Source organism: Vibrio hannami, assembly GCF_029589055.1.
GTDB lineage: Bacteria > Pseudomonadota > Gammaproteobacteria > Enterobacterales > Vibrionaceae > Vibrio > Vibrio hannami.
Window position 1 is genome coordinate 924,739 of sequence record NZ_JARQZP010000007.1, and the last position, 21,063, is coordinate 945,801.

Sequence of the window (21,063 nt, forward strand, 5' to 3'; positions counted from 1 at the left end):
AAAAGCAAAGAAAATAAGTTCAGTAAAATTCATACTCTAATTGACTTAATTGTTGATAAAACGTTCGTCATTAAATTTCGATGCTGATCATAAAACGCTGTGCGTATTAGGAGTAGTGTATAGGCAGACATGTCGATACAATGAAGGTTTAAGATGGAACTTGCAAAGTTATGTGAAGAGATTCCACATAAAAAAAGAAGCATAGATGAACTGATCACATACATAACCACCAAAGCGAGTAGAACCGCAACAAACTACAGTTTGCTATTAGGCGCGGGGGCTTCAGTTACTTCTGGAATAAAGTCAGGACAAGACCTTGTAGGGGAGTGGCGCAAAGATATATTTCAACGATACAATCCAAGTGAAATGTATTCAAACGAAATTGCTACTGACTATTTTTCAAAACAAAGTTGGTATGATCCTGCTAAAGAGTATTCCTCCTTGTTTGAGAAGAAGTTTGATTTGCCTTCACAAAGGAGACGATTTGTAGAACAACAGGTTGATGCGGCTTTTCCATCAATCGGATATGCCTATTTAGTATCCTTAGCTAACGGCGAGAATGTGTATTTTGATACAATATATACAACTAACTTTGATGATTTAATAAACGAGTCATTCTATCAGTTTTCTCATATTAGACCACTTTTATGTGCTCATGATTCTTCCGTTAGTAGTCTGTCAATAAATAGTTCAAGGCCTAAAGTTATTAAACTGCATGGTGATTACCTCTACGATGATATTAAAAGCACTCTTAGAGAAACAGAGACACTTGAATCTAATATAAAGAAAAAACTAATCGAGTTTTCTAAAGAGTATGGGTTAATTGTGGTTGGATACTCGGGAGGAGATCGTTCAATCATGGACGTACTTTCCCATCTATTAAAAAATGAAGAATATTTTAAGAATGGAATATATTGGTGCATTAGAAAAGGCGACAATATAAGTCAGGAGCTTAAGAAGTTATTGTGGAAGGATAGGGTTTACTTTGTTGAGGTTGATGGTTTTGACGAATTGATGGCTAGTATACATAATTCAACAAAAGGTTCTCTATCTCTGGACGACAGTTTTGGTGACTCTAAGAAAGAAAAAATAATCAGGTCATTTACTGATGATAATTTTAACCTAAAAAATTCATCTGGATTTATTAATCAAGATTTAGAAACAATAACAAAGCGTCAAAATAACAAGGATATTGGTGGGCTTCTAGCTGAAATTAGTAGAGATAGCGAGGATAAGTTTGATAGTGAATTATCAGATGATGACTTGAAGAAGTTACTACTGATTGATAGTTATATAAAGCATGAGAATTATACGGATGCTGAATCTATAATCAAAAAATTCATGTCTGAAGATAATGACAAAGAATTGCAGAATAGATATATAACAAGACTTATACAAGTATATGTCTTGGAGGATAATGTGTCCTTAGCTGTTTCTTCCGCTGACGATCTAATTAAATCTGACCCATATAATGTAAATTTCTTGTTTAGAAGGATTTCATTAGAAAGAGAAGTTAAGGATAGATACGATCTATTATTAGCAAACAAAGAAAAATTCGAGTATTCATATCATTACTATAATGCACTTGCGTCTAATGCTCTTACTTTAACACAGGAAGATACTGTTTCAGAGAATGTTCCATTTTGTAACATGCTTGAATTTTGCGATAAAAGTATCAAACTAAACCCTTCTTTATCGAATGATGCTTATCAAATAAAAATTTCGATAATTGAAGAAAAACACTCTAGTATTGAGTGCAAGTTAAACAAAAAAGATAAAGATAAAGAAATACTTGAATTATTAGACAGTACTAATTCAATAAATCCAAATCATATTAAAAGTTTAAATATTAGAGGGAATGATTTTGTCCTTCAGCAAGATTTAAAAAAATTAAAAGCATTTCATGAAGAATGTAATAGAGTATATGCTATTTCTAATTCATATAAAAAAGAGGATGTAGTAGACACTTTATGTACTCCTTACTTCTCTGCTGAGAAGTATAGTGATGACGATAGTTATAAGCATGAGCTAGATAGAGTGATAAATACAAAAATAATACGGGAGAATTTAAAGCTAGATTCAGTTAATATGCTTATGGCTTATTACTATATAATTGTCACTTTTGACTTGCCAGCCGCAAGAAGATGTATCGATGTCATTGTGAAAAATTCAAGTGGTAGTATGTATATTTCTAAGGTAATAGATCTGCTGCTTGATGTTTATAATGATGTTGATGAAGCGTTACTCTATCTTAATTCGAGTAAGGATATCTTATCAAGAGTAGAGTATTTCCTCGAATTGCATAATATTCATACACATAAAGGTGAATATGAAGATGCCATTAGTAGCCTGGAAAAAGCCAAAGAATATGGATTAAAAAAATCGCGCTATGCTGTATGTTTATCATTTTGCCATTTAAAGTTTAAAAGCTATAAGGAAGTGGTTGAGCGTTGTGATTGGTGGTTGGAGAAAGTGAATAATATTTCTGATAGAGATGTATTAATAATCAATAGAGAATTTGCAAAGAAATGTTTAGGAGAAAAAATAGATAAGGATTCACTAAATATGGTTGTATCTCATAGGAATGGTAATAACCATTTAATGTGTGCTAATTTATTATTAGAGAACGCACCACAAGCTAGTAATTTATTTAAAAAAGACGTAGAACATTACAGGTTGAATTTATTTACTTACAATAAATGGCCTATTCTCCCAAGGGAATACTTTGAACCATATAAAGATATTCTTAAAAACAATATAGCTAGTGAGAGTAATGTAACGATATTAACCGATTCAACCAAGCTTACAGCTTAGATTTCAACTTGTTTCGCGATTGTGCAGGACTCCCTTGCACAATTGGCTATTAGAGTTTGTCCAACAGCTTGTTGCACAAATCAATTCTATGATAGTTTTCTATCTAAACTCACTTTCAATCTAAAAAATACCGACTGTAACGATTCTGGGAAGAAGCGCATGAGCGGTTATGTGGCACCGCCATAGAACGGTGCCGTTCACATTTGTGTCGGTAGAAAGTTCGACAAAAGTTAGTACGAGCTAAACATATCAGCCGCACTTAGAATCACCACAGTTCAGGCAGGTCTGGCAATTATCTTTAATCACAACCGCTTTGTTGTGACACTTGTAGCAGAGCGTTGCATTCGGCGGGAAGTTGCTCTTTGCTTCTTCCTCTTCCTGCTCTGGTTTTATTTCCACCAACTCAGCTTTCTTTTGATCCAGAAAAGCTTTTTGGTGCTCATCCATTTCCGGGTTCTCAAGCAGACCGATTTCTTTTAGGTGAAGTTCGATAACGTTGCCGATTTCAGCTATCAGAGAAGGGACATATTTACCGTTGTTCCAGTAGCCACCGCGAGGGTCAAAAACCGAACGTAGCTCCTCAACCAGGAAAGTACAATCACCACCTTTACGAAATACAGCGGACATAATGCGTGTCAGGGCAACAATCCACTGGTAGTGTTCCAGGCTCTTGGAGTTGATAAATACTTCAAACGGGCGTCGAACCTCATGCTCGGTGCCTTCATTTAGTATCACATCGTTGATGGTGATAAACAACGAGTGCTCTGATACGTGCTCTGGTGTTTTTAGTTTATACGTTGAGCCCATCAGCTTCTCTGGTCTTACAATGGTCTCATGCATTTGCTGGATTTCAGGCTGATCGTCTTTTTCAACCTGAGAAGCTTCTTCGTTTGCTTCTTTAATCTTAAAACCAACAATTTTGTTTTCTATTTTTTTAGCCATATGGCCCTCTCAAATTCAGGTGAATGCACGCTAGTATTTTCCGTAGTAGCCTTCTTTTAAGGCGTCATACAGGTTTGCGGCGGTATGTGTCTCACCGTCATATTCAATCTCTTCATTACCTTTGGCTTCAAAAGTTTTGCCGTCTTCTAACTCAAAAACGTAGGTTGTGTTCTCAAGATCTTTTTCTTTAATCAATACTCCCTGGAATACTTCTGGGTTGAAGCGGAAGGTTGTACACCCTTTTAGCCCTTTATCGTAAGCTTCCATATAGATGTCTTTGAAGCTGTCGAACGGGAAGTCCGTTGGAACATTTGCTGTTTTCGAAATGGACGAGTCAATCCAGCGCTGTGCCGCCGCTTGAACAGCGACATGTTGTGATGGAGTGATATCATCCGTCGTAATGAAATATTCTGGCAGCTTCGCTTCCTCTTCTTCAGAGTAGGGCATCGCTTTTTCGTTGATCAACTGGCGATAGGCCAGAAGTTCAAAACTATATACATCAACACTTTGCTTCGACTTTTTACCTTCAACAATCACATTGCGAGTGTAGTGGTGAGCGAAACTTGGCTCGATACCATTACTTGCATTGTTGGCAAGAGAAAGAGAGATGGTACCCGTTGGTGCGATTGAAGTATGGTGCGAGAATCGAGAACCTACTTCAGATAGTTCTTTTACCAGCTCTGGCTCATGTTCCGCTATCTGTTGCATGTAACGGCTGTACTTGGCGTGAAGAACTTTCCCTGAAACTATATCACCTAATTTGAAACCGTCTTTGGCCATTTCTGGGCGCTGTCTGAGCATCTTAGCTGTGATTTCGAACTCTTCGTTCATTACAGGAGCGGCACCTTTTTCTTTCGCCAGTTCCAGTCCTGTTTTCCAGCCAGTAATAGCCATTTCACGAGACACTTTGTCTGTGAAAGAGATAGACTCGTCACTACCATAACGACGTTGAAGCATTGTTAAAGTAGAACCTAGTCCTAAGAACCCCATACCATGACGACGCTTATGCTCGATTTCGTGTCTCTGCTTTTCAAGTGGAAGCTGGTTAATTTCCACGACGTTATCCAGCATTCGTGTGAAGATGGATACAACCTTGTTGTAGCTGTCCCAGTCGAAGAAAGCATTTTCAGTAAACGGATTACGTACAAATTTAGTCAGATTGACAGAGCCCAGCAAACAAGCGCCGTATGGCGGAAGCGGCTGCTCACCACACGGGTTAGTGGCACGGATTTCCTCGCAGAACCAGTTGTTGTTCATCTGGTTTACTTTGTCGATAAGAATAAAACCAGGTTCAGCGTAATCATAAGTAGAAGCCATGATGACATTCCATAGCTTACGAGCCTGTATTGTTCGGTATACACGGCAAGCGACACGACCCTGATCATCTTCAACCAGATCTTGTTTTATTGGCCAGTCTACCCATGCGATAGATTCGTCGTTGTGTAAATCTACTCCGTCTTGCTTCGCTTCTTTAGCCGTAATCGGAAAAACAAGTTGCCAGTCACTGTCGTTTTTAACGGCTGTAATAAAGTCTTCTGTTATCAGCAACGACAGATTGAATTGACGCAAGCGACCGTTTTCACGTTTAACCTTAATAAACTCCATCACATCCGGGTGGCGGATATCCATGGTGCCCATTTGCGCTCCACGTCTGCCACCAGCGGAGGAAACGGTAAAACACATCTTGTCATAAATATCCATAAACGAAAGTGGGCCAGATGTGTACGCGCCTGCACCGGAAACAAACGCACCGCGTGGGCGAAGAGTGGAAAAGTCATAGCCGATCCCGCACCCAGCTTTAAGCGTTAAACCTGCTTCGTGCACTTTATTTAAGATATCGTCCATAGAATCATGGATAGTGCCGGAGACTGTGCAGTTAATTGTTGAAGTGGCGGGCTTGTGCTCGAATGCACCTGCGTTAGATGTGATTCGTCCTGCTGGGATGGCTCCGTTTCTCAGAGCCCACAAAAATTCTTCATACCACTTTTTCTTATCTTTTTTTCCAGGTCTGAAAGGGCTTTTGCTACGCGCTTAAAAGTGTCATCCAGTCCTTGATCGACCGGCTCTCCATGCTTGGTTTTGAGGCGGTATTTGCTGTCCCAGATTTCCATTGATGTTGCTTGATAAGCAATATCACTCGCGGTGGTGTTGTTGAGGTTGGTTTCGTTGTAAGTGTCTGCCATGGTTGGAAATTTCCTTGTCTTTGGCATGGTTTTTGTTGAGTTTTTCTGCCGTTTAATCTAATGATCAAAGCACTGATGAAAAAGATCTTCAAGTCTTGATCTTTTGGAAGTAAGAGGTTATCCAGAAGTGGTTTTGTGAAGTGTTAAGCAGAGCCCAAATCAAGATGAAACAACGACTTAAATTGGGCTCAAATATTAGGTTGAAACTTTTTCAACTTACCAGAAAAAATGAGCAATAATTGCAAGTACGAAGATACAAACGAAGTTTAGTACCACACCAACTCTCATCATATCTTTTTGCTCTATATGCCCTGAACCAAATACCAAAGCATTAGGTGGGGTAGCCACAGGAAGCATAAAGGCACAAGAAGCGGAAACTGCAATGATGACGGAAAGGATAATAGGAGAAACACCCAACATCTCTGCAATACTGGCAAAAATCGGGATAAGTAGTGCGGCACTGGCAGTGTTGCTAGCAAATTCTGTTAAGAACACCACAAAGCCAATTACACAAAGCAGGGTGATAAACAGTCCCATCTGACTTAAAAAGGCACTCAGTTGCTCAGCCAGGAACACGCTGGTCCCGGTTGCTTTTAGAACGTTGCTTAAGCAGATACCACCGCCAAACAACAGTAATACACCCCAGTCGACGGTTCTTTCAATGTCCTTCCATTCTACAACTCTTGATGCGCCAAGAAGCAATATTGCCCCGATAGCAACCAGGGTATCGAACTTGGCGTATCCACCAAGCATTGCATTAATTGGTTTACTGAATATCCAGAAAGTAACGGTTAAGGCAAATATTGCCAGTGTTATCTTGCGGTTTGTCGTCCATGTTAGGGTTGTATGGTTAATCTCAAATGTGTGGTTGAGATTTGGTTTGGTCATCAGGTAAATCACGGTGACAGCTATTGGAAGCAATGTTAGCGACACGGGTAACCCTAACGCTACCCAATCAGTGAAGTTTAGCCCCATTTCAGCTGCAGCGATGGCGTTTGGCGGGCTGCCAACCAGGGTCGCGATGCCCCCGATAGACGCGCAATATGCAATGCCCAGCAAAACAAAGATGTAAGTGCTTTTATGTGTTTTCTCATCCACGTTTGCCATCACGCCTAACACTAAAGGAAGCATCATTGCGATGGTTGCAGTATTGGATATCCACATCGACAAACCTGCGCTCACAGAAAACAGCATAAGCACAGCAACAGACATTTTTCCTTTTGCTGCGATTAACACCTGATCGGCAATGGCTTTATCAATCTCTTGTTTATGCAAAGCTGCTGCGAGGGAAAAGCCACCGAGAAATATAAAAATGATAGAGCTGGAAAAATAGCTGAGCGCTTTTGAAGTGTCAAAGATATTGAAGACGATCGCCAACATTGGCACAAGCAGGGCGGTAATACTGACATGCAAGGCTTCTGTGAGCCACAGTATCGCGATAAAGATAAGTATACTCAGTCCGTGAACAACACTAGGTTCGAACGGTAATGTGTGGAGAAGGAAAACAAAAAGTATAGCATCGCCTAAGATTATCAATGTATTACGACTTAGAAAATCCTTAGGAGAAGGGAAGCTTAACGCCATCATGATTAACTCCTATAAAGATTAAAAACTTACATTGATTATAGGAGCTGGGGAGATGCAAATTCAGCTCCGAATCCTTTGGCAAGCAGGATTCGGGGCAAAAATTGATTTAGATAAATAAAATGCTAAATAAATGTTTAAAAAGTAACGATTAGGTTAACTTGGCTGCTGCGTTATAGGTTCTTTGGGACCTAAGAACTTCGGTTTAGTTTCCAGTATATAGAGGTCAAGCAGCGCCTTAACGCGGGCAAATACCTCTCTGAACCGTACTTTAATTCCTGACTGTTGAGCGGGGCCAGGAACGGCAAGGCATACGGCATGAATATCATAGTGTTTAGCGATAAACAGAGCCCGTTCGCAATGGAATTTTTGGGTAACGATAATAAATTCGTCTGCATCAAATATTTCTTTTGAACGTACAATTGAATCCAACGTTCTGAAACCAGCATAGTCCAGATGTATCGCTTCTTCTGGTACTCCAGCCTTGAGTAAGTCCCGTTTCATCGTCCATGGTTCGTTATACGAGCGATGTGCATTGTCGCCACTCATCAGGAACGCTTTCACTTTTCCTTCTTTATACAGCTTAATCGCAGCGTTTATTCTATTGGTATAGTAATCGTTTAGAATTTTACCAAGGTACTTGCTTGTCCCCAGAACCAGCGCAACGTCATAGTCAGGTAGCTCTTCTATCTCGGTATAAATATTGTCGGAGGTGGTCCAGCCCACAACAAAGTCTGCGGTGCCAATAGCGATTACTGCTGTTAGTAACAAGAAACCAACGAACTTAAAAAAACGCTGTGCAAAAGTGGGTTTTCGACCGAATATCTTTCTCACAATGATTACACCTGTCTGTTCTTCTGGGCCCACATCCCAATAAGGATGAAGCAGCTGAATATTAGGGTAAACATGAGCCCTGGCTCCAGACTCCTCAGTGTTTTTGCGAGGTATGGAGTTGCATAGACGATAAGCATGCCATAACCAAAGGCATTCAGAAGTACAAATGCACCGGTTCTAAAAAAGAAGTTATGGCCTGACAGCATTTTTCTCAGCATTCGATTGATGTCATTACCAGCCATTACTAGAAAGCAGGCGATCATCGCAGTTGAAAGCTCCGGGATATAAGGATAAATATGCTTACCCACGGGTGCGAGTACATCGAGCATAAGAACAGTCCCTTGATTAAACGTAGAGGGATAATATCGCCTATTTTTACTTTTATCACCTGAAATTACTGGTTTTTATGACCTTAGGGTATACTCGCTTCTCTCAGATAAAGCAGCATTAGCAAACTAAATGAATTCTTTACCAATCAACGCAATCTTTCCTGAATTTGAAAAGCGAGTCCAGTCAGACCATTTGGTTGTAGAGGCAGAAACCGGCTCCGGCAAGTCAACCTGCTTGCCTCTTTGGGCTGCGAAATACGGCCGGGTCCTTGTGATAGAGCCAAGAAGAATCGCTTGTACATCGTTAGCAGAATATCTGGCAGAGCAAGATGGTTCGCCTCTGGGAAAGAAGATAGGGTATGCCATAAAGCTAGAGTCCAGGTTTGATCAGATTACTGAGGTGGTTTTTGTTACCCCGGGCGTTGCATTGAGGTGGCTTTCTGAAGGTGCATTGAGCCAGTTTGATTATGTGATGATTGATGAGTTCCACGAACGCAGATGGGATACCGACTTGCTTTTGGCCTTGCTATTAAAAGCAAACCAGCATCGGTTGATTGTCACTTCGGCTACGATGGAAGGTGAGAAGCTTTGCAACTATATCAACGGAAAACGACTGATATCCGAGGGACGTAATTATCACGTATCTGTCCGATATAGAGCGAGAGATTCGCACTATTTACCGGATTCCAGAAATATAGAACAAGGTGTTTTCGATGCGGTTGAACAGGCACTTAAAGAAACATCTGGGGATATTCTGGTTTTTCTTCCGGGTCGCAAAGAGATAACACAGTGTGCCCAAAAACTGCGTAGTTTCAGTGATATTGAGATTGTTCCATTACACGCATCGGTTTCCGATAACGAAAGATATCGGGCACTGCACCAGCTTGAGCGACAGAAAGTGGTACTCGCGACTAACGTGGCAGAAACTTCCCTTACCATTCCGAATATTACCGTGGTGATAGATAGTGGCCTTGAAAGGAGAACACTTCAGCGAAATGGACGTACGGTATTAAGCTTAAAGTCCATATCAAAAGCCAGTGCTAAACAGAGAGCTGGTCGGGCAGGGCGTGTGACCGACGGAACCTGTGTTCGACTCTATGGTGAGTTTGCTCCACTTGAACTGGTAACACCGCCAGAGCTTATGAGAGAAGAGCTGACAGAAGCGATGCTGGCGTCTGCATGTTGTGATAACCGTTTAGAAGATCTGGACTTTCTGGATAGCTTGCCAGAGAAGTCTCTGACAAATGCAAAATCAATGCTTCATTCTATGGAAGCCATTGATGAAAAAGGAAAGGCAACAGACCATGGTCGCCTTTTATATCCGCTACCGATAGATGCCATTTACGCAGACTTGTTAACCCGAATGCCAACTAAAACCTTAAAAGAGGCGATGGTTGACCTGTCGGCAGCTTTGTCTGTTCCCGCCTCTATTTTCAAGCTACCTAATAGTGAACAGAAACTGGAAATGGTAGCTCAATGGGAGCCTCTATCCTGCGATGCGATAACATACTTAAAGCTGATTCGAGACGAAAAGTGTGAAGCATTAGAAGTGGATTTCGATGCACTAAAAGAAGCAAAGGGTTTATCTCAGCAAATGCGTGAAGCATTAGGTCTGCCAAAGCTGGAAGTTGCCTCTCGTTTTGATCGTGATGCCTTTGTGAAAGCGATAATCGAATCTCATCCCGAGTTGGTTTACGTGCGAAGAGAAAAAAGACGCGACGCAATGGGTAATGGATTGGCAGAAGTATTGCCTGGGAGAAACAGCCGATTCAGTGACAAGGACGAAGCAGCAATTGTTTTGGATCAGCACAGCGTTCCTGGGCGCGGGGTCAAACAAACGCTTAATCTGGCATCCGTAACTATGCCTGTCACCCTGAAAACTCTTAAAGAACTAGAGTTGGGTGATTGGCAGCAGGGTGAAACGGTCATGACAGAAAGCGGTATATCTTCTATTTTAAATCTCGTTTATGCGGGAAGATGTATAGCAACCAAAGAGATCGAGCCAGAAGGAGAGTTGCTGGTGAAACCGCTGGTGGAAGCTGTAACCTCAGGAGCTTTACTACCAGGACTGGCAGAGAAGAGAATTCAGGAGATAGAGCATTGGAAGCTTTATGTCGACCTTAAGCTAGATGAGCGATGTAGTGACCACGAGAACCTGACGTTCGAGTCGTGGTTTACTAAGCAGCTTAAGGATCTGGGCGTTACCTCCGTGGAAGAGCTGGATATTTTCTCAGAGGAAGATTTTGAGTTTGATGGTATTCCTTACTGGGAATACAAGAACTTTGCCGAAACCTACCCATATCATCTGAACATTGGTGATTTGCGGCTCGGTGTAGAGTATATGCCATCTCGTAAATTGATTTATGTAATTTATAAGAGTGGGCTAAGAAAAGCAGATCCAAAACGAATTGAGTTACCAGTATGGAAAGGTTGGCGAATCCAGTATAAAAAGGCGAGCCGTATTGTTGATATCCGATAAATTTCGACTCGTGAATTATTACGCGTTTTTGGCAACATATTTATGTATTGCAATACATATGTTAACAATATGGTGTTTTTATACCTTTAGTTATAGAACAAAATGGTCTAAATTCGATTGTTACATAACCTATTGATATAAAGTTAGCTCTATCAGATAGTAGACTTTCATAATCTACTGTGTTGGGGAGCATATGGTGGATAAACAAAATAGTGAAGTAGTTATTTTTGACTACACAACATTTTTAGGTGCTGACAGTAAGAAAAAATGGACCTTCGTCGAGGCATTCTCCTCTATCGCCCCTGTGTTTGGATTGGCGTGGCGGAATACCTTAGAGAAAGAGATGAATCCTCAAGAGAGGTTTATCGATAAAGCGAACAGCTCCTTATCGGCACAAAGCAGTGATGAATCCAACATCATAAGGCTTGCGGAGATCGCTAAGCTAGAAGGGATCAAAGAGCTTAAATTGATGATGCCCTATGAGCTGGATCAGAATCAGCTTGATAATATCAGTCAGGAGAGTGAGGCAGAAATTTCACGCTCTGCTCAAGACGAGTTTATGATTCGTTTTTGATGGCGTTTGCCGGCACTACAAGTTTAAAAAAGCCAGATGTCCGTCGAGGTCATCTGGCTTTTTGTTATAAGAGGCTTTATCTCGTTACATTTTTTCAGTAAATGTACGGGTAATCACATCCTGTTGCTGCTCTTTTGTTAGAGAGTTAAAGCGCACAGCATACCCAGAAACCCGGATAGTTAATTGAGGGTATTTCTCTGGGTGATCCACTGCATCTAACAGCATTTCTCTGTTAAGAACGTTAACGTTAAGATGTTGACCACCTTCAATATCAATACCGTTTTGGCTTTCTTCGTGGTGGAAGTAACCATCCATTAATGCAGCCAGGTTTTGTTTCTGACTATCATCGTCTTTACCCAGAGCACCAGGTACGATTGAGAAAGTGTATGAAATACCGTCTTTCGCGGAAGAAAACGGCAGTTTTGATACCGATGTTAAAGATGCGACAGCGCCATTCTGGTCACGTCCGTGCATAGGGTTTGCACCTGGGCCAAATGGCATACCTGCTTCCCGACCGTCAGGTGTGTTACCTGTTTTCTTACCATAAACCACATTGGATGTGATGGTCAGAATTGATTGAGTTGGCGTTGCTTCGCGGTAAGTATGCTTCTTTTGAATTTTCTTCATAAAGCGTTCTACTAGTTCACAAGCAATATCATCCACGCGTGGATCATTGTTACCGAACTGAGGGTACTCGCCGTCGATATCAAAATCGATCGCCAGACCATTTTCGTCGCGGATTGGCGTTACTTTTGCGTATTTGATTGCGGCTAAAGAGTCCGCAACCACAGAAAGACCAGCAATACCACAAGCCATTGTGCGATAAACATCTTTGTCCATCAGAGCCATTAGAGATGCTTCATAGCTGTATCTGTCGTGCGAGTAGTGAATGATGTTTAGTGCCGTGACATATTGAGTAGCCAGCCACTCTAGAACTTCATCAAATTGAGGCATAAGGCGATCAAAATTCAGAACTGTATCTGAAATAATCTCACGCTTAGGGCCTACCTGTACTTTAGATTTTTCATCGATACCGCCGTTGATGGTGTAAAGCAAAGCTTTTGCCAGGTTTGCTCGCGCACCAAAGAACTGCATATGTTTACCTACAATCTGTGGGCTAACACAGCAAGCAATCGCGTAATCGTCGTTGTTAAAGTCTGCACGCATCAAATCATCGTTTTCATACTGAACGGATGAAGTATCAATCGACACTTTTGCAGCATAGCGCTTAAACGCCTCTGGTAATTGCTCAGACCAAAGAATAGTCATGTTTGGCTCTGGAGCTGGTCCCATGTTGTATAAGGTATGCAAGTAACGGAAAGTGGTTTTAGTTACCAGTGTACGGCCATCTACACCCATACCAGCCATTGCTTCCGTTGCCCAGATAGGGTCGCCAGAGAATAGTGAATCGTAATCAGGAGTACGTAGGAATCTAACCATGCGTAGCTTCATGATGAAGTGATCAACCAGCTCCTGAGCTTCAGTTTCAGTTAATGTGCCGTTTGCAAGATCTCGTTCAACATATACATCAAGGAAGGTTGAAGTACGACCCAATGACATCGCGGCACCATTTTGCGATTTAACCGCAGCTAAGTAACCAAAGTAAGTAAATTGAATCGCTTCCTGAGCTGTTTTTGCCGGCACAGACATGTCGATACCATATTTAAGACCCATCTGGTGTATGTCTTTCAGGGCTTGAATCTGGTCGGCTAATTCTTCGCGAAGGCGCAGTACTTTATCTAGACCTTCACCTTGTTCCAGGTATGTTTGAGTAGAGTTGAACTGCTCTTGCTTATCGGCAATCAGGAATTCAATACCGTACAGCGCAAGTCGACGGTAGTCACCGATGATTCGACCACGGCCATAAGCATCTGGCAAGCCAGTGATAATGCCAGACTTACGGCAGGCCAGAATGTCTTTGGTATAAAGGTCAAAACACGCTTTGTTATGTGTTTTTCTGTACTCTGTGAAGGTTTTTTCAACTGCAGGATCCAGTTCACGGCCATATACTTCACAAGAGTTTTTCACCATGCGAATACCACCATTCGCGATAATACCGCGCTTTAGTGGTTTGTCAGTTTGTAGGCCAACGATGGTTTCCAGTTCTTTGTTGATATAACCAGCATCGTGGGAAATGATGGTAGAAGGCAGGTCGGTATCAAAGTCGAGTGGGGCATGAGTGCGACTCTCTTCCTTAATTCCTTCGAGTACCGCGTTCCATAAGGTCGTCGTGGATTCAGTTGCTTCAGCTAAAAACGACTCATCGCCCTCGTATGGCGTATAGTTGTTCTGGATAAAGTCACGAGTGTTTACTTCTTTTTGCCAATCGCCAGCTGTAAAGCCTTTCCAGGCTTCAATCATTGCAGTTGTTGGAATCGTCATCATCTTACCTCATGGAATAATGGTTTGATTAATCTGGAAACAAATATCTCTTCTTGTCGTTGTATTTATGAAGGGAATCTTTGTGATATTTGTTGAACGCAGAGGAATATATTGCATAGAAAAGAATGAGTAAAATGAATGTTTTGCAGATTTAATATGCAAAATGTGCATTTTGCGTTAATGAGAATAAGTGGTGTTGTTTTATAGTTCTTCGGAATATAAATAGAGAAATTGTTACTGATTTACATGAAAAAAAGCACCTTAGGCAGAAAGCCAAAAAGTGCTTTTAGGTATGTATTTAGTGGGAATTTATGATTTTTCTTTAAATAACTTCCCGGTTAGCATGCTCTTAAAGTGCTCTGTTACCGTCGCGCCGGTAGTACATAGGTAAACGTGAGCAGCAATGAACAGCACCATTATATGGGACATCGCAACATGAACCATAACGGAGAGTTCTTTACCGTTGTAGCCTAGTATCTCTTCAGGAAGCAGCTCGTTAAAGAACAGACCAATACCTGACAGTATCAGTAACGGGAAGGCACCTAACACTATCGACAGATAACCAACCTGCTGCAACGGATTCAGACGTTTTTTCGGATCATGACCCGCTGGATTTTTCTCCCCTTTGTGAATACCTATTAGATAGTATTTAGCTTGCTTAATACTTGCACTTACAAAGTCTTTGCGAGGTAAATATTGCTTTATTTGGCCAGAAACCAACAAATACAATAGATAAAGTACCCAAAGCGCAATTAACACCACCCCAAGAACATTATGGCTATATTGCGAGAACTCGAATGCGACAAGCGAGAAGTGCATTGATAGCCCTGTTAGAAGAAGAGTCACAAAAACAAGTACATTGCTGTTGTGCCATAGTCTAATGCCAATTGGGAACATTACCGTATCGGTTTTTTCAAGTTCAATTTTTGCTTTGCTTCCAAGTTTTCGCATACGTAAATGTAATGCTAGCAGCAGCGATATAGCGACAAGAGCGATACCGAACAGGGAGTCGATCCAGCCGATACGAGTCGCACCGATGATATAACGATCATCGAGTAACTTCTCGTTCAAGTATCCAAGTGGAGAGTCGGCTTTATTTGCTCTTTCTTCAATGGATTTCGCGTTGATCTTAATCAGCTCACCATCATCAAACAGCCCTTTGTCCAGATTCGAAAATGCCTTATTTTCGTTTCTGTAACGATAGAGTGTTGATGTGATAGCAGTATCTTCGCTATGACACAGTTCACAATCAGACACCGCTTCTTCAGCTGGAGTGATGGTGTGAAGCTGGCTACCTTCACCAGCGCTATGACAATCTACACAACGTACAGCGTCAAAGTGCTTGTTTTTTTCTGGTAAAAACCAGTGGGCCATATCCTGATCCAACATTTTCTTGTCAGTCAGCTTTTCGTATCCTTTCAAGTCGTTATGACATGAAAAACATGCTTCGTTGGCATCTTTGATACTACCCGCAATGTCTTCGGTTCTTTCTGGAAATTTGAACGAATGCGCATTGTGGCAAGCTTCACATTCAAACTCATTACCAAACTCATTGATGATGGTTTTTGTGTGGTGACTTGACTTCAACTGCTCGTCAATTTCGTGGAAAGCGTTGCTATGACAGCTTTCACAACTTCTGCTGGCTGTTTCGCCTTCAAAACGGTGTGGAGCCTCGTCAAATGCTGCTTGATCTGCACCTTTGTGACAGTTTTGACAGCTTAATCCCTGGTGCACCGAGTCGTTGTAGTGAATAGTATCGACATGAAGATCGATATTTCTTCCCCGGTCGGTGACCCACTCTTTGTTAATGCTGTCACTGCTGTGGCAGGAAAGACATGATTCATTGTCTGCTTTAGCCTCACTCCTGAGTTGTTTGGCTTTCTCGTTGAAATCAGTCGAATCAACGGTGCTTGCCTGAACATTCAAGGTAGTTAGCAGTACCAATAACACCATGCCAAATGCTTTATTCAATAATTTGAACATTGGTTACCTCTGGTGTTATTAAGGTGTCTGGAAGCCAAACTGATGACAATCACTACATACAGATTTCGATTTACCATGCTCGATATGACATGAATCGCAAGGTAATTCGGTTTCCCAGTGTGGAGAATTGTGAGGGTTCGGATGCATCTCTTCGGTGAGTTTTGCTACATCTTCCGGGCTGCCATGGCAACTTGCGCAGTTTGAAGTATCCGCAGGTGTTACCGGTTCGTTTGAACCATGACATAAAGCGCAGCTCTGACCATTTTGGTGCACTTTTTTATGATAACCCTTTACTGGCACTTTTCCGTAAATCTTGTCATCAAGAAAGTCGAGAATGGTTTGATGTATCGCGTTTTGTTCAAGGTTCTTGTCTGCTGTTGTTTCAGTTTTACCTTCAGCAAACGCATTGAATGCCAGACTCGTCGTAAGAACGAGAGCGAATAATGGCTTAAGTATATTAAGTACGTTTTTCATTGTGAGTTGTCCCAATAGAAGAAGATTAAACCGAATCATTAGCTGCAACACTGTTACCAGCGATACGGCCCATAACTAATCCGTCTGTTATTGCACAACTGCCCAATCGACTCGCACCGTGCGGACCACCCGTTACCTCACCAGCTGCATAGAGCCCTTCGATAGGTTCGAAAGTTTCAGAATGCAGTACCTGAGTTGTCACGTCGATTTGTACGCCACCCATAGTGTGGTGTACTTTCGGCCACGCTCTAACACCATAGAAAGGAGGTTCTATAATTGGTGTAGCTGTAGAGATAGGCTTACCAAACTCAACATCATCATTGTTCTTGACGTACTCGTTATAGTCACTGACAGACTTCAACAGTCTTTCTTCCGGAACCCGATAGAACTTGGCGAGTTCTTCTAACGTGTCGAACTCATTAATCACTTTGTACTTAAGACCACGATCCAAGGTAGGGCACGCTTTTGCACCGACACTGTCAACAAGAATGATTGGATAATCCGGTTCGCTGCCATTACCTGCGCTCTTAATGATCGCCGTCGCTCGTGTCTTACGGTCGGCTAGTTCATTTACAAAACGCTCACCTGTAGCGCGTCCGACCATGATGCCGTAGCGGAAACCAGACTGAATATTGAACATGGAAGCGACACCAAATCCACCTTCATCAGGAGATGCCCATGGACCAAGCTGAATTTGTCCCATCTGCACTGGTATTGCGCCGATTCGGAATGCAGCACGCATCGCTTCACCAGTTGCACCAAGCTGGTTGGTACTATCGATATCACCACTCAAACGAGGATCTTGTGTTGCTCGGAAGTCTTTATCACGGCTGAAACCACCGGAAGCTAGAACAACGCCACGCTTCGCTTTGAAATGCTTGATAATACCAGTTTCTTCATCAGGGAAACGGTAACCGTCTTGAACCTGAACACCGATGACGCGCTTATCATCATTGGTCACAAAATTCAGCATTTTGCATTCTGTGCGGATGACAACGCCTTCTTTGCGTGCAGTGCGAACAAGAGGACGGACGATACCAGAGCCAGAGGCGTTGTGAGTTAGATATGTTCTGGCAACGGAATGACCACCTAGCCAGGAAAGTTTGGGTTTAAATTTCGCACCGCAATCAATCACAAAGTCGTAAGCGTCGCGCGAACCTTCTGCGATTGCTCTGGTCAGCTCTGCATGGTTGATTCCGCGTCCGGCTTTCATCATATCTTCAACCATCAGTTCGACACTGTCTTCAACACCTTCTTCTTTCTGTAGCTCACTGCCTGCAACAGCGAAGAGACCACCGTTAATGGTTGAGTTTCCGCCTGGTACGCGCATTTTTTCGATGATCATCACATCGAGTCCTTTGCGACGAGCCTCTATTGCAGCTGACAGTGCAGCAAAGCCACTACCAATGACCAAAACATCAAATGTTTTGTCCCACTGGATATTATTTTGCTGAGTGATGGCGTTGGCACTGACACTGTTGCTAAACACCATGGTGGTTACTGCTGCTGCAGCGCTGCCCGTAAGGATCTTTCGCCGGGTCAGATCGGTAGGAGAGTTATTATCTTGACTCATTATTATTGCTTCCATTTTAACAAAAAACTAAGAACGAAAGCATCACGAGATAACAAGCTCATCATGGTTATTATTGCTGGTATATCGGATGATATCCCGTGACACTTCAAAGTATAAAATGCCGCTTTTAGCGTCAAAGATGACGCTAAAAGTTGCTTATTTGTTACAAACGTGTCGACAAGTTACAAAGGTAACCATGATGGCCATGTGGGTATATTAATCTTATCTACTACTTTATGACTAATGACCATTTTTCATTTATAACATGCATTACGTGCATATATGATCAAAATCACATACAGATCATGCATGTAATCATTGTGTCCGCATAAGATGATAATAAGTACTTAGGCCGCTTCTCTTTGGCGACTAACTTCCTGAGATGAATACAAAATCAGGTGATTGAGAAATAGCTGAAACATATCTCCTAAAGATGAAATTTCCAGCTTGTTGTAGATGCTTTTTCTATGCGCTTTGACGGTAGCGATAGTGATACCAAGTTTGTTTGCGATCTCTTTGTTATCCGTTCCCTGAATCACCAGTGATGCAATTTCTTGCTCTCGATTGGTTAGTACTCCAGATCCAAAAGTATCAAGCGATTGGTGGATGGTAGTTGCAAGCTGATTACCTCCGGAAACAGGTGTTGCCGCCCAAATATGAGGCCACAGCTTTCGACATAAAGTCTTTAGCTTCGCAAAGTGTGTTTGTAGAATGAGCTTTTCTTTGGTTGAGAAAAAATCATCCAACCTACTTCTCCGGATAAATACCGTGATATGTCGGCGTGAGTCTAACTGCAAGTTTATCGCTATTTCATGTAGTCGCTCATAGTCTGCTTGAAATTGTTGCCTGTATTCTTCGTACTTGTGTTTGTCCTTTAGCACCTCTTCAATCTTATAAATGCCTTCAAGTTTTCGATGGGTAAAGCTTGCGTAGAAAGGGTCAAAAGCGTAAGAGCTGTTGAGAAGATTCAATAAAGGTTGACTGTGGTGATTCTCTAGTGAACTAAACAAACAAATAGGATGACTTCCATTTTGGTAACCCAGAATAATAATTGAATCAAACTTGATTACTTTAGCGATAAGATTTACTAGATCAGTAGGAGAGGTGGTGTTTAAGTTCATTAATGCTTCTTCCATTTAGATTTAAATTAATTGAAAGCATCACGAGACGATTGGCACATCCGGTTATTATTCTGGTATTTCCGATGAAATCTCATGACACTTTTTGTAAAGCTAGGATTGTGAACGCAGGAAAATGCTGGAATCCTTAGCAGTTGTGTATGTGTCGATAAGTTACAAAAAGTAACCAACTGTGGCCATGCGCTTATAGTATGTTCATCTACCCCTTTTGGCTAATGACCATTTATCATTCTATGTATGCGCGTGGTGCATTTATCATTGGTAATACATACTTAAGATGCATGTCCTGCCCGATACGGAAGGCATTCTTTCTAAAGTGAGTCTGAATCTGCTGGACAACTATATGTGACAGCATTTTATGTAAGTGAAGTTATAAAGGTAGGGCAGACTCCACTTAATATCGGAATCAAATATATTAAACGGATCAAAAAAGGGAAGAGCAAAACCTCTTCCCTGATAAATAAGGCAAAAAGCCACTAGACCTTAATTAGTCAATCAATGAGTACTCTTCTTTCAGAACTTTGATAATCTCGGCTTTTGGATTCTCACTAAGAACGATCTTCTTACCAGTAATCTTCTCGGCAATGCCAATATAGGTGTCGGAAACCATCTGCATTGCTTCAAGTGGCAGTTCGTTGTTTCTGGCTAGTGCGCTTCTTTCGTCCATTCTGTCTTTGTTTAACAGGATGTCCGGATCAGGGAAGTGGTTGAGCAGGAACTGGCGGAAGCCTTCTTTTGAGTTCTCCACGATGTTGCCAGATTGATACTCTGTTTTATCCCAGATGCGTGATGAATCAGGAGTACCGACTTCATCCATATAAATAAGCTTCTCGTTTCCTTTTGAATCGGTCACATAACCAAACTCAAACTTGGTATCAACGAAAATCTGATCAATCTCTGAAAGCGCGTTACTAATAACGTTAAAGCCTTCTTTTAGTAGCTTCTCATATTGAGGAATATCTTCAGATTTAGAGAAGTTAAATGAAGCAAAGCTATCCTCGATATTCTTACGAGAGATATTTACGTCATCGGCTTCTGGTACACCCGGGATTCCTTTCAGAATACCCTTGGTAGAAGGAGTGATTAATAGTTCAGGCAGCTGCTTATCTTTTTCCAGACCTTCAGGTAATTCAATACCACAGAATTCGCGCTCACCTTTTTCGTAGGCGCGCCACATAGAACCGGTAATGTAGCCACGGCAGATTGCTTCGATCATCACTGGCTTGGCTTTTTGCACAATCCATACAAACGGATGCGGGATATCGAGGATATGGCTATCAGCCAGGCCATTGTCTTTAAATAACTGGAACCAGTGATTAGAGATGGCATTTAGAGCTGCGCCTTTACCTGGTACGCCTTTCAGGCCATTTTCACCCCGCCAAATGCAGTCAAACGCAGAAATGCGATCACTGATAACCATAATCGCCAGTGGTGCATCTTCTGCTACATCATAGCCCTTTTCTTTAATTAGTCGCTTACTGTCTTCTTCGGTAAGCCAGTACACTGAACGTACTTTTCCACTATGAACAGGCTTGTCTGTGCGAATAGGCAAGTCATCATTTACTGCTAGAACTTGATCGGCGAGATTCATCGAAAGATTCCTATTAATAATCTGAAAATAGGGTGTAGCTTAGGATATTTCCTGAGCATCCATTGAATGATGAGCGCATCATACCAGAACTTTTCTAACCTTCCAGAGAAAAAGCAAACGTTTGCTTTGTTTGCTTTCTATTTCAACAGTTGGGTTCACTTTATGGGTATAAATAAAGAAAA

Annotated in this window: 13 protein-coding genes and 1 pseudogene; 3 read left to right on the forward strand and 11 right to left on the reverse strand. The window is 41.7% G+C overall.

Annotation, left to right across the window (positions count from 1 at the left end; all coding sequences use genetic code 11):
• The first annotated feature begins 153 nt into the window (after positions 1 to 153).
• The gene (locus P7F88_RS18645; RefSeq protein ID WP_277827194.1) at positions 154 to 2,814 is read left to right on the forward strand and encodes an SIR2 family protein; all 2,661 of its coding nucleotides are present in this window, start codon (positions 154 to 156) and stop codon (positions 2,812 to 2,814) included.
• Positions 2,815 to 3,063: 249 nt separating this feature from the next.
• Here the strand turns inward: P7F88_RS18645 and P7F88_RS18650 are convergent, their stop codons facing one another.
• The 5 genes and pseudogenes from P7F88_RS18650 to P7F88_RS18675 all read right to left on the reverse strand — a co-directional run bounded on the left by P7F88_RS18650 (position 3,064) and on the right by P7F88_RS18675 (position 8,686).
• Positions 3,064 to 3,756 (reverse strand): TSCPD domain-containing protein, encoded by a 693-nt coding sequence (locus P7F88_RS18650; protein ID WP_277827196.1) that lies wholly within the window; start codon positions 3,754 to 3,756, stop codon positions 3,064 to 3,066.
• A 30-nt stretch (positions 3,757 to 3,786) separates the two neighbouring features.
• Positions 3,787 to 5,939, reverse strand: a pseudogene (locus P7F88_RS18655) (adenosylcobalamin-dependent ribonucleoside-diphosphate reductase).
• Positions 5,940 to 6,155: 216 nt separating this feature from the next.
• Positions 6,156 to 7,526, reverse strand: a complete 1,371-nt coding sequence (locus P7F88_RS18665; protein WP_277827202.1) for an SLC13 family permease — start codon at positions 7,524 to 7,526, stop codon at positions 6,156 to 6,158.
• A 153-nt stretch (positions 7,527 to 7,679) separates the two neighbouring features.
• Positions 7,680 to 8,249, reverse strand: a complete 570-nt coding sequence (locus P7F88_RS18670; RefSeq protein WP_422128568.1) for a SanA/YdcF family protein — start codon at positions 8,247 to 8,249, stop codon at positions 7,680 to 7,682.
• A 113-nt stretch (positions 8,250 to 8,362) separates the two neighbouring features.
• A complete protein-coding gene (locus tag P7F88_RS18675) occupies positions 8,363 to 8,686 on the reverse strand; it encodes a DUF3392 domain-containing protein (protein ID WP_277827204.1) in 324 nt (107 codons plus the stop codon).
• Between the two features lie 130 nt (positions 8,687 to 8,816).
• On the opposite strand from P7F88_RS18675, the gene P7F88_RS18680 reads away from it, so the two are divergent.
• Both P7F88_RS18680 and P7F88_RS18685 read left to right on the forward strand, forming a co-directional pair.
• Positions 8,817 to 11,165 (forward strand): helicase-related protein, encoded by a 2,349-nt coding sequence (locus tag P7F88_RS18680; RefSeq protein WP_277827206.1) that lies wholly within the window; start codon positions 8,817 to 8,819, stop codon positions 11,163 to 11,165.
• 193 nt (positions 11,166 to 11,358) lie between these two features.
• On the forward strand, positions 11,359 to 11,739 hold the full coding sequence (locus P7F88_RS18685) for a transporter (RefSeq protein ID WP_277827208.1): 381 nt from the start codon (positions 11,359 to 11,361) through the stop codon (positions 11,737 to 11,739).
• 84 nt (positions 11,740 to 11,823) lie between these two features.
• On the opposite strand, the gene pflB is transcribed toward P7F88_RS18685, so the two are convergent.
• The 6 genes from pflB to P7F88_RS18715 form a co-directional block, all read right to left on the reverse strand.
• Entirely contained in the window at positions 11,824 to 14,121 is a 2,298-nt protein-coding gene (pflB, locus tag P7F88_RS18690; protein ID WP_277829225.1) for a formate C-acetyltransferase, read from the reverse strand.
• 309 nt (positions 14,122 to 14,430) lie between these two features.
• Positions 14,431 to 16,104: a cytochrome b/b6 domain-containing protein gene (locus P7F88_RS18695; RefSeq protein ID WP_277827210.1), complete on the reverse strand. Its 1,674-nt coding sequence runs from the start codon at positions 16,102 to 16,104 to the stop codon at positions 14,431 to 14,433.
• An 18-nt stretch (positions 16,105 to 16,122) separates the two neighbouring features.
• On the reverse strand, positions 16,123 to 16,578 hold the full coding sequence (locus tag P7F88_RS18700) for a cytochrome c3 family protein (RefSeq protein WP_277827212.1): 456 nt from the start codon (positions 16,576 to 16,578) through the stop codon (positions 16,123 to 16,125).
• A 25-nt stretch (positions 16,579 to 16,603) separates the two neighbouring features.
• The gene (locus tag P7F88_RS18705) at positions 16,604 to 18,151 is read right to left on the reverse strand and encodes a flavocytochrome c (RefSeq protein ID WP_277827214.1); all 1,548 of its coding nucleotides are present in this window, start codon (positions 18,149 to 18,151) and stop codon (positions 16,604 to 16,606) included.
• A gap of 347 nt (positions 18,152 to 18,498) precedes the next feature.
• Positions 18,499 to 19,272 (reverse strand): response regulator transcription factor, encoded by a 774-nt coding sequence (locus P7F88_RS18710; protein WP_277827216.1) that lies wholly within the window; start codon positions 19,270 to 19,272, stop codon positions 18,499 to 18,501.
• Between the two features lie 505 nt (positions 19,273 to 19,777).
• Positions 19,778 to 20,881, reverse strand: a complete 1,104-nt coding sequence (locus P7F88_RS18715) for a phosphoribosylaminoimidazolesuccinocarboxamide synthase (protein WP_277827218.1) — start codon at positions 20,879 to 20,881, stop codon at positions 19,778 to 19,780.
• Positions 20,882 to 21,063 lie beyond the last annotated feature (182 nt).

Excerpts from the sequence above, each read along its gene's own strand:
- P7F88_RS18645 (WP_277827194.1), top strand. The coding sequence starts at position 154 with ATGGAACTTGCAAAGTTATGTGAAGAGATTCCACATAAAAAAAGAAGC.
- P7F88_RS18650 (WP_277827196.1), bottom strand. The coding sequence starts at position 3,756 with ATGGCTAAAAAAATAGAAAACAAAATTGTTGGTTTTAAGATTAAAGAA.
- P7F88_RS18665 (WP_277827202.1), bottom strand. The coding sequence starts at position 7,526 with ATGATGGCGTTAAGCTTCCCTTCTCCTAAGGATTTTCTAAGTCGTAAT.
- P7F88_RS18675 (WP_277827204.1), bottom strand. The coding sequence starts at position 8,686 with ATGCTCGATGTACTCGCACCCGTGGGTAAGCATATTTATCCTTATATC.
- P7F88_RS18680 (WP_277827206.1), top strand. The coding sequence starts at position 8,817 with ATGAATTCTTTACCAATCAACGCAATCTTTCCTGAATTTGAAAAGCGA.
- P7F88_RS18685 (WP_277827208.1), top strand. The coding sequence starts at position 11,359 with ATGGTGGATAAACAAAATAGTGAAGTAGTTATTTTTGACTACACAACA.
- pflB (WP_277829225.1), bottom strand. The coding sequence starts at position 14,121 with ATGACGATTCCAACAACTGCAATGATTGAAGCCTGGAAAGGCTTTACA.
- P7F88_RS18695 (WP_277827210.1), bottom strand. The coding sequence starts at position 16,104 with ATGTTCAAATTATTGAATAAAGCATTTGGCATGGTGTTATTGGTACTG.
- P7F88_RS18700 (WP_277827212.1), bottom strand. The coding sequence starts at position 16,578 with ATGAAAAACGTACTTAATATACTTAAGCCATTATTCGCTCTCGTTCTT.
- P7F88_RS18705 (WP_277827214.1), bottom strand. The coding sequence starts at position 18,151 with ATGAGTCAAGATAATAACTCTCCTACCGATCTGACCCGGCGAAAGATC.
- P7F88_RS18710 (WP_277827216.1), bottom strand. The coding sequence starts at position 19,272 with ATGAACTTAAACACCACCTCTCCTACTGATCTAGTAAATCTTATCGCT.
- P7F88_RS18715 (WP_277827218.1), bottom strand. The coding sequence starts at position 20,881 with ATGAATCTCGCCGATCAAGTTCTAGCAGTAAATGATGACTTGCCTATT.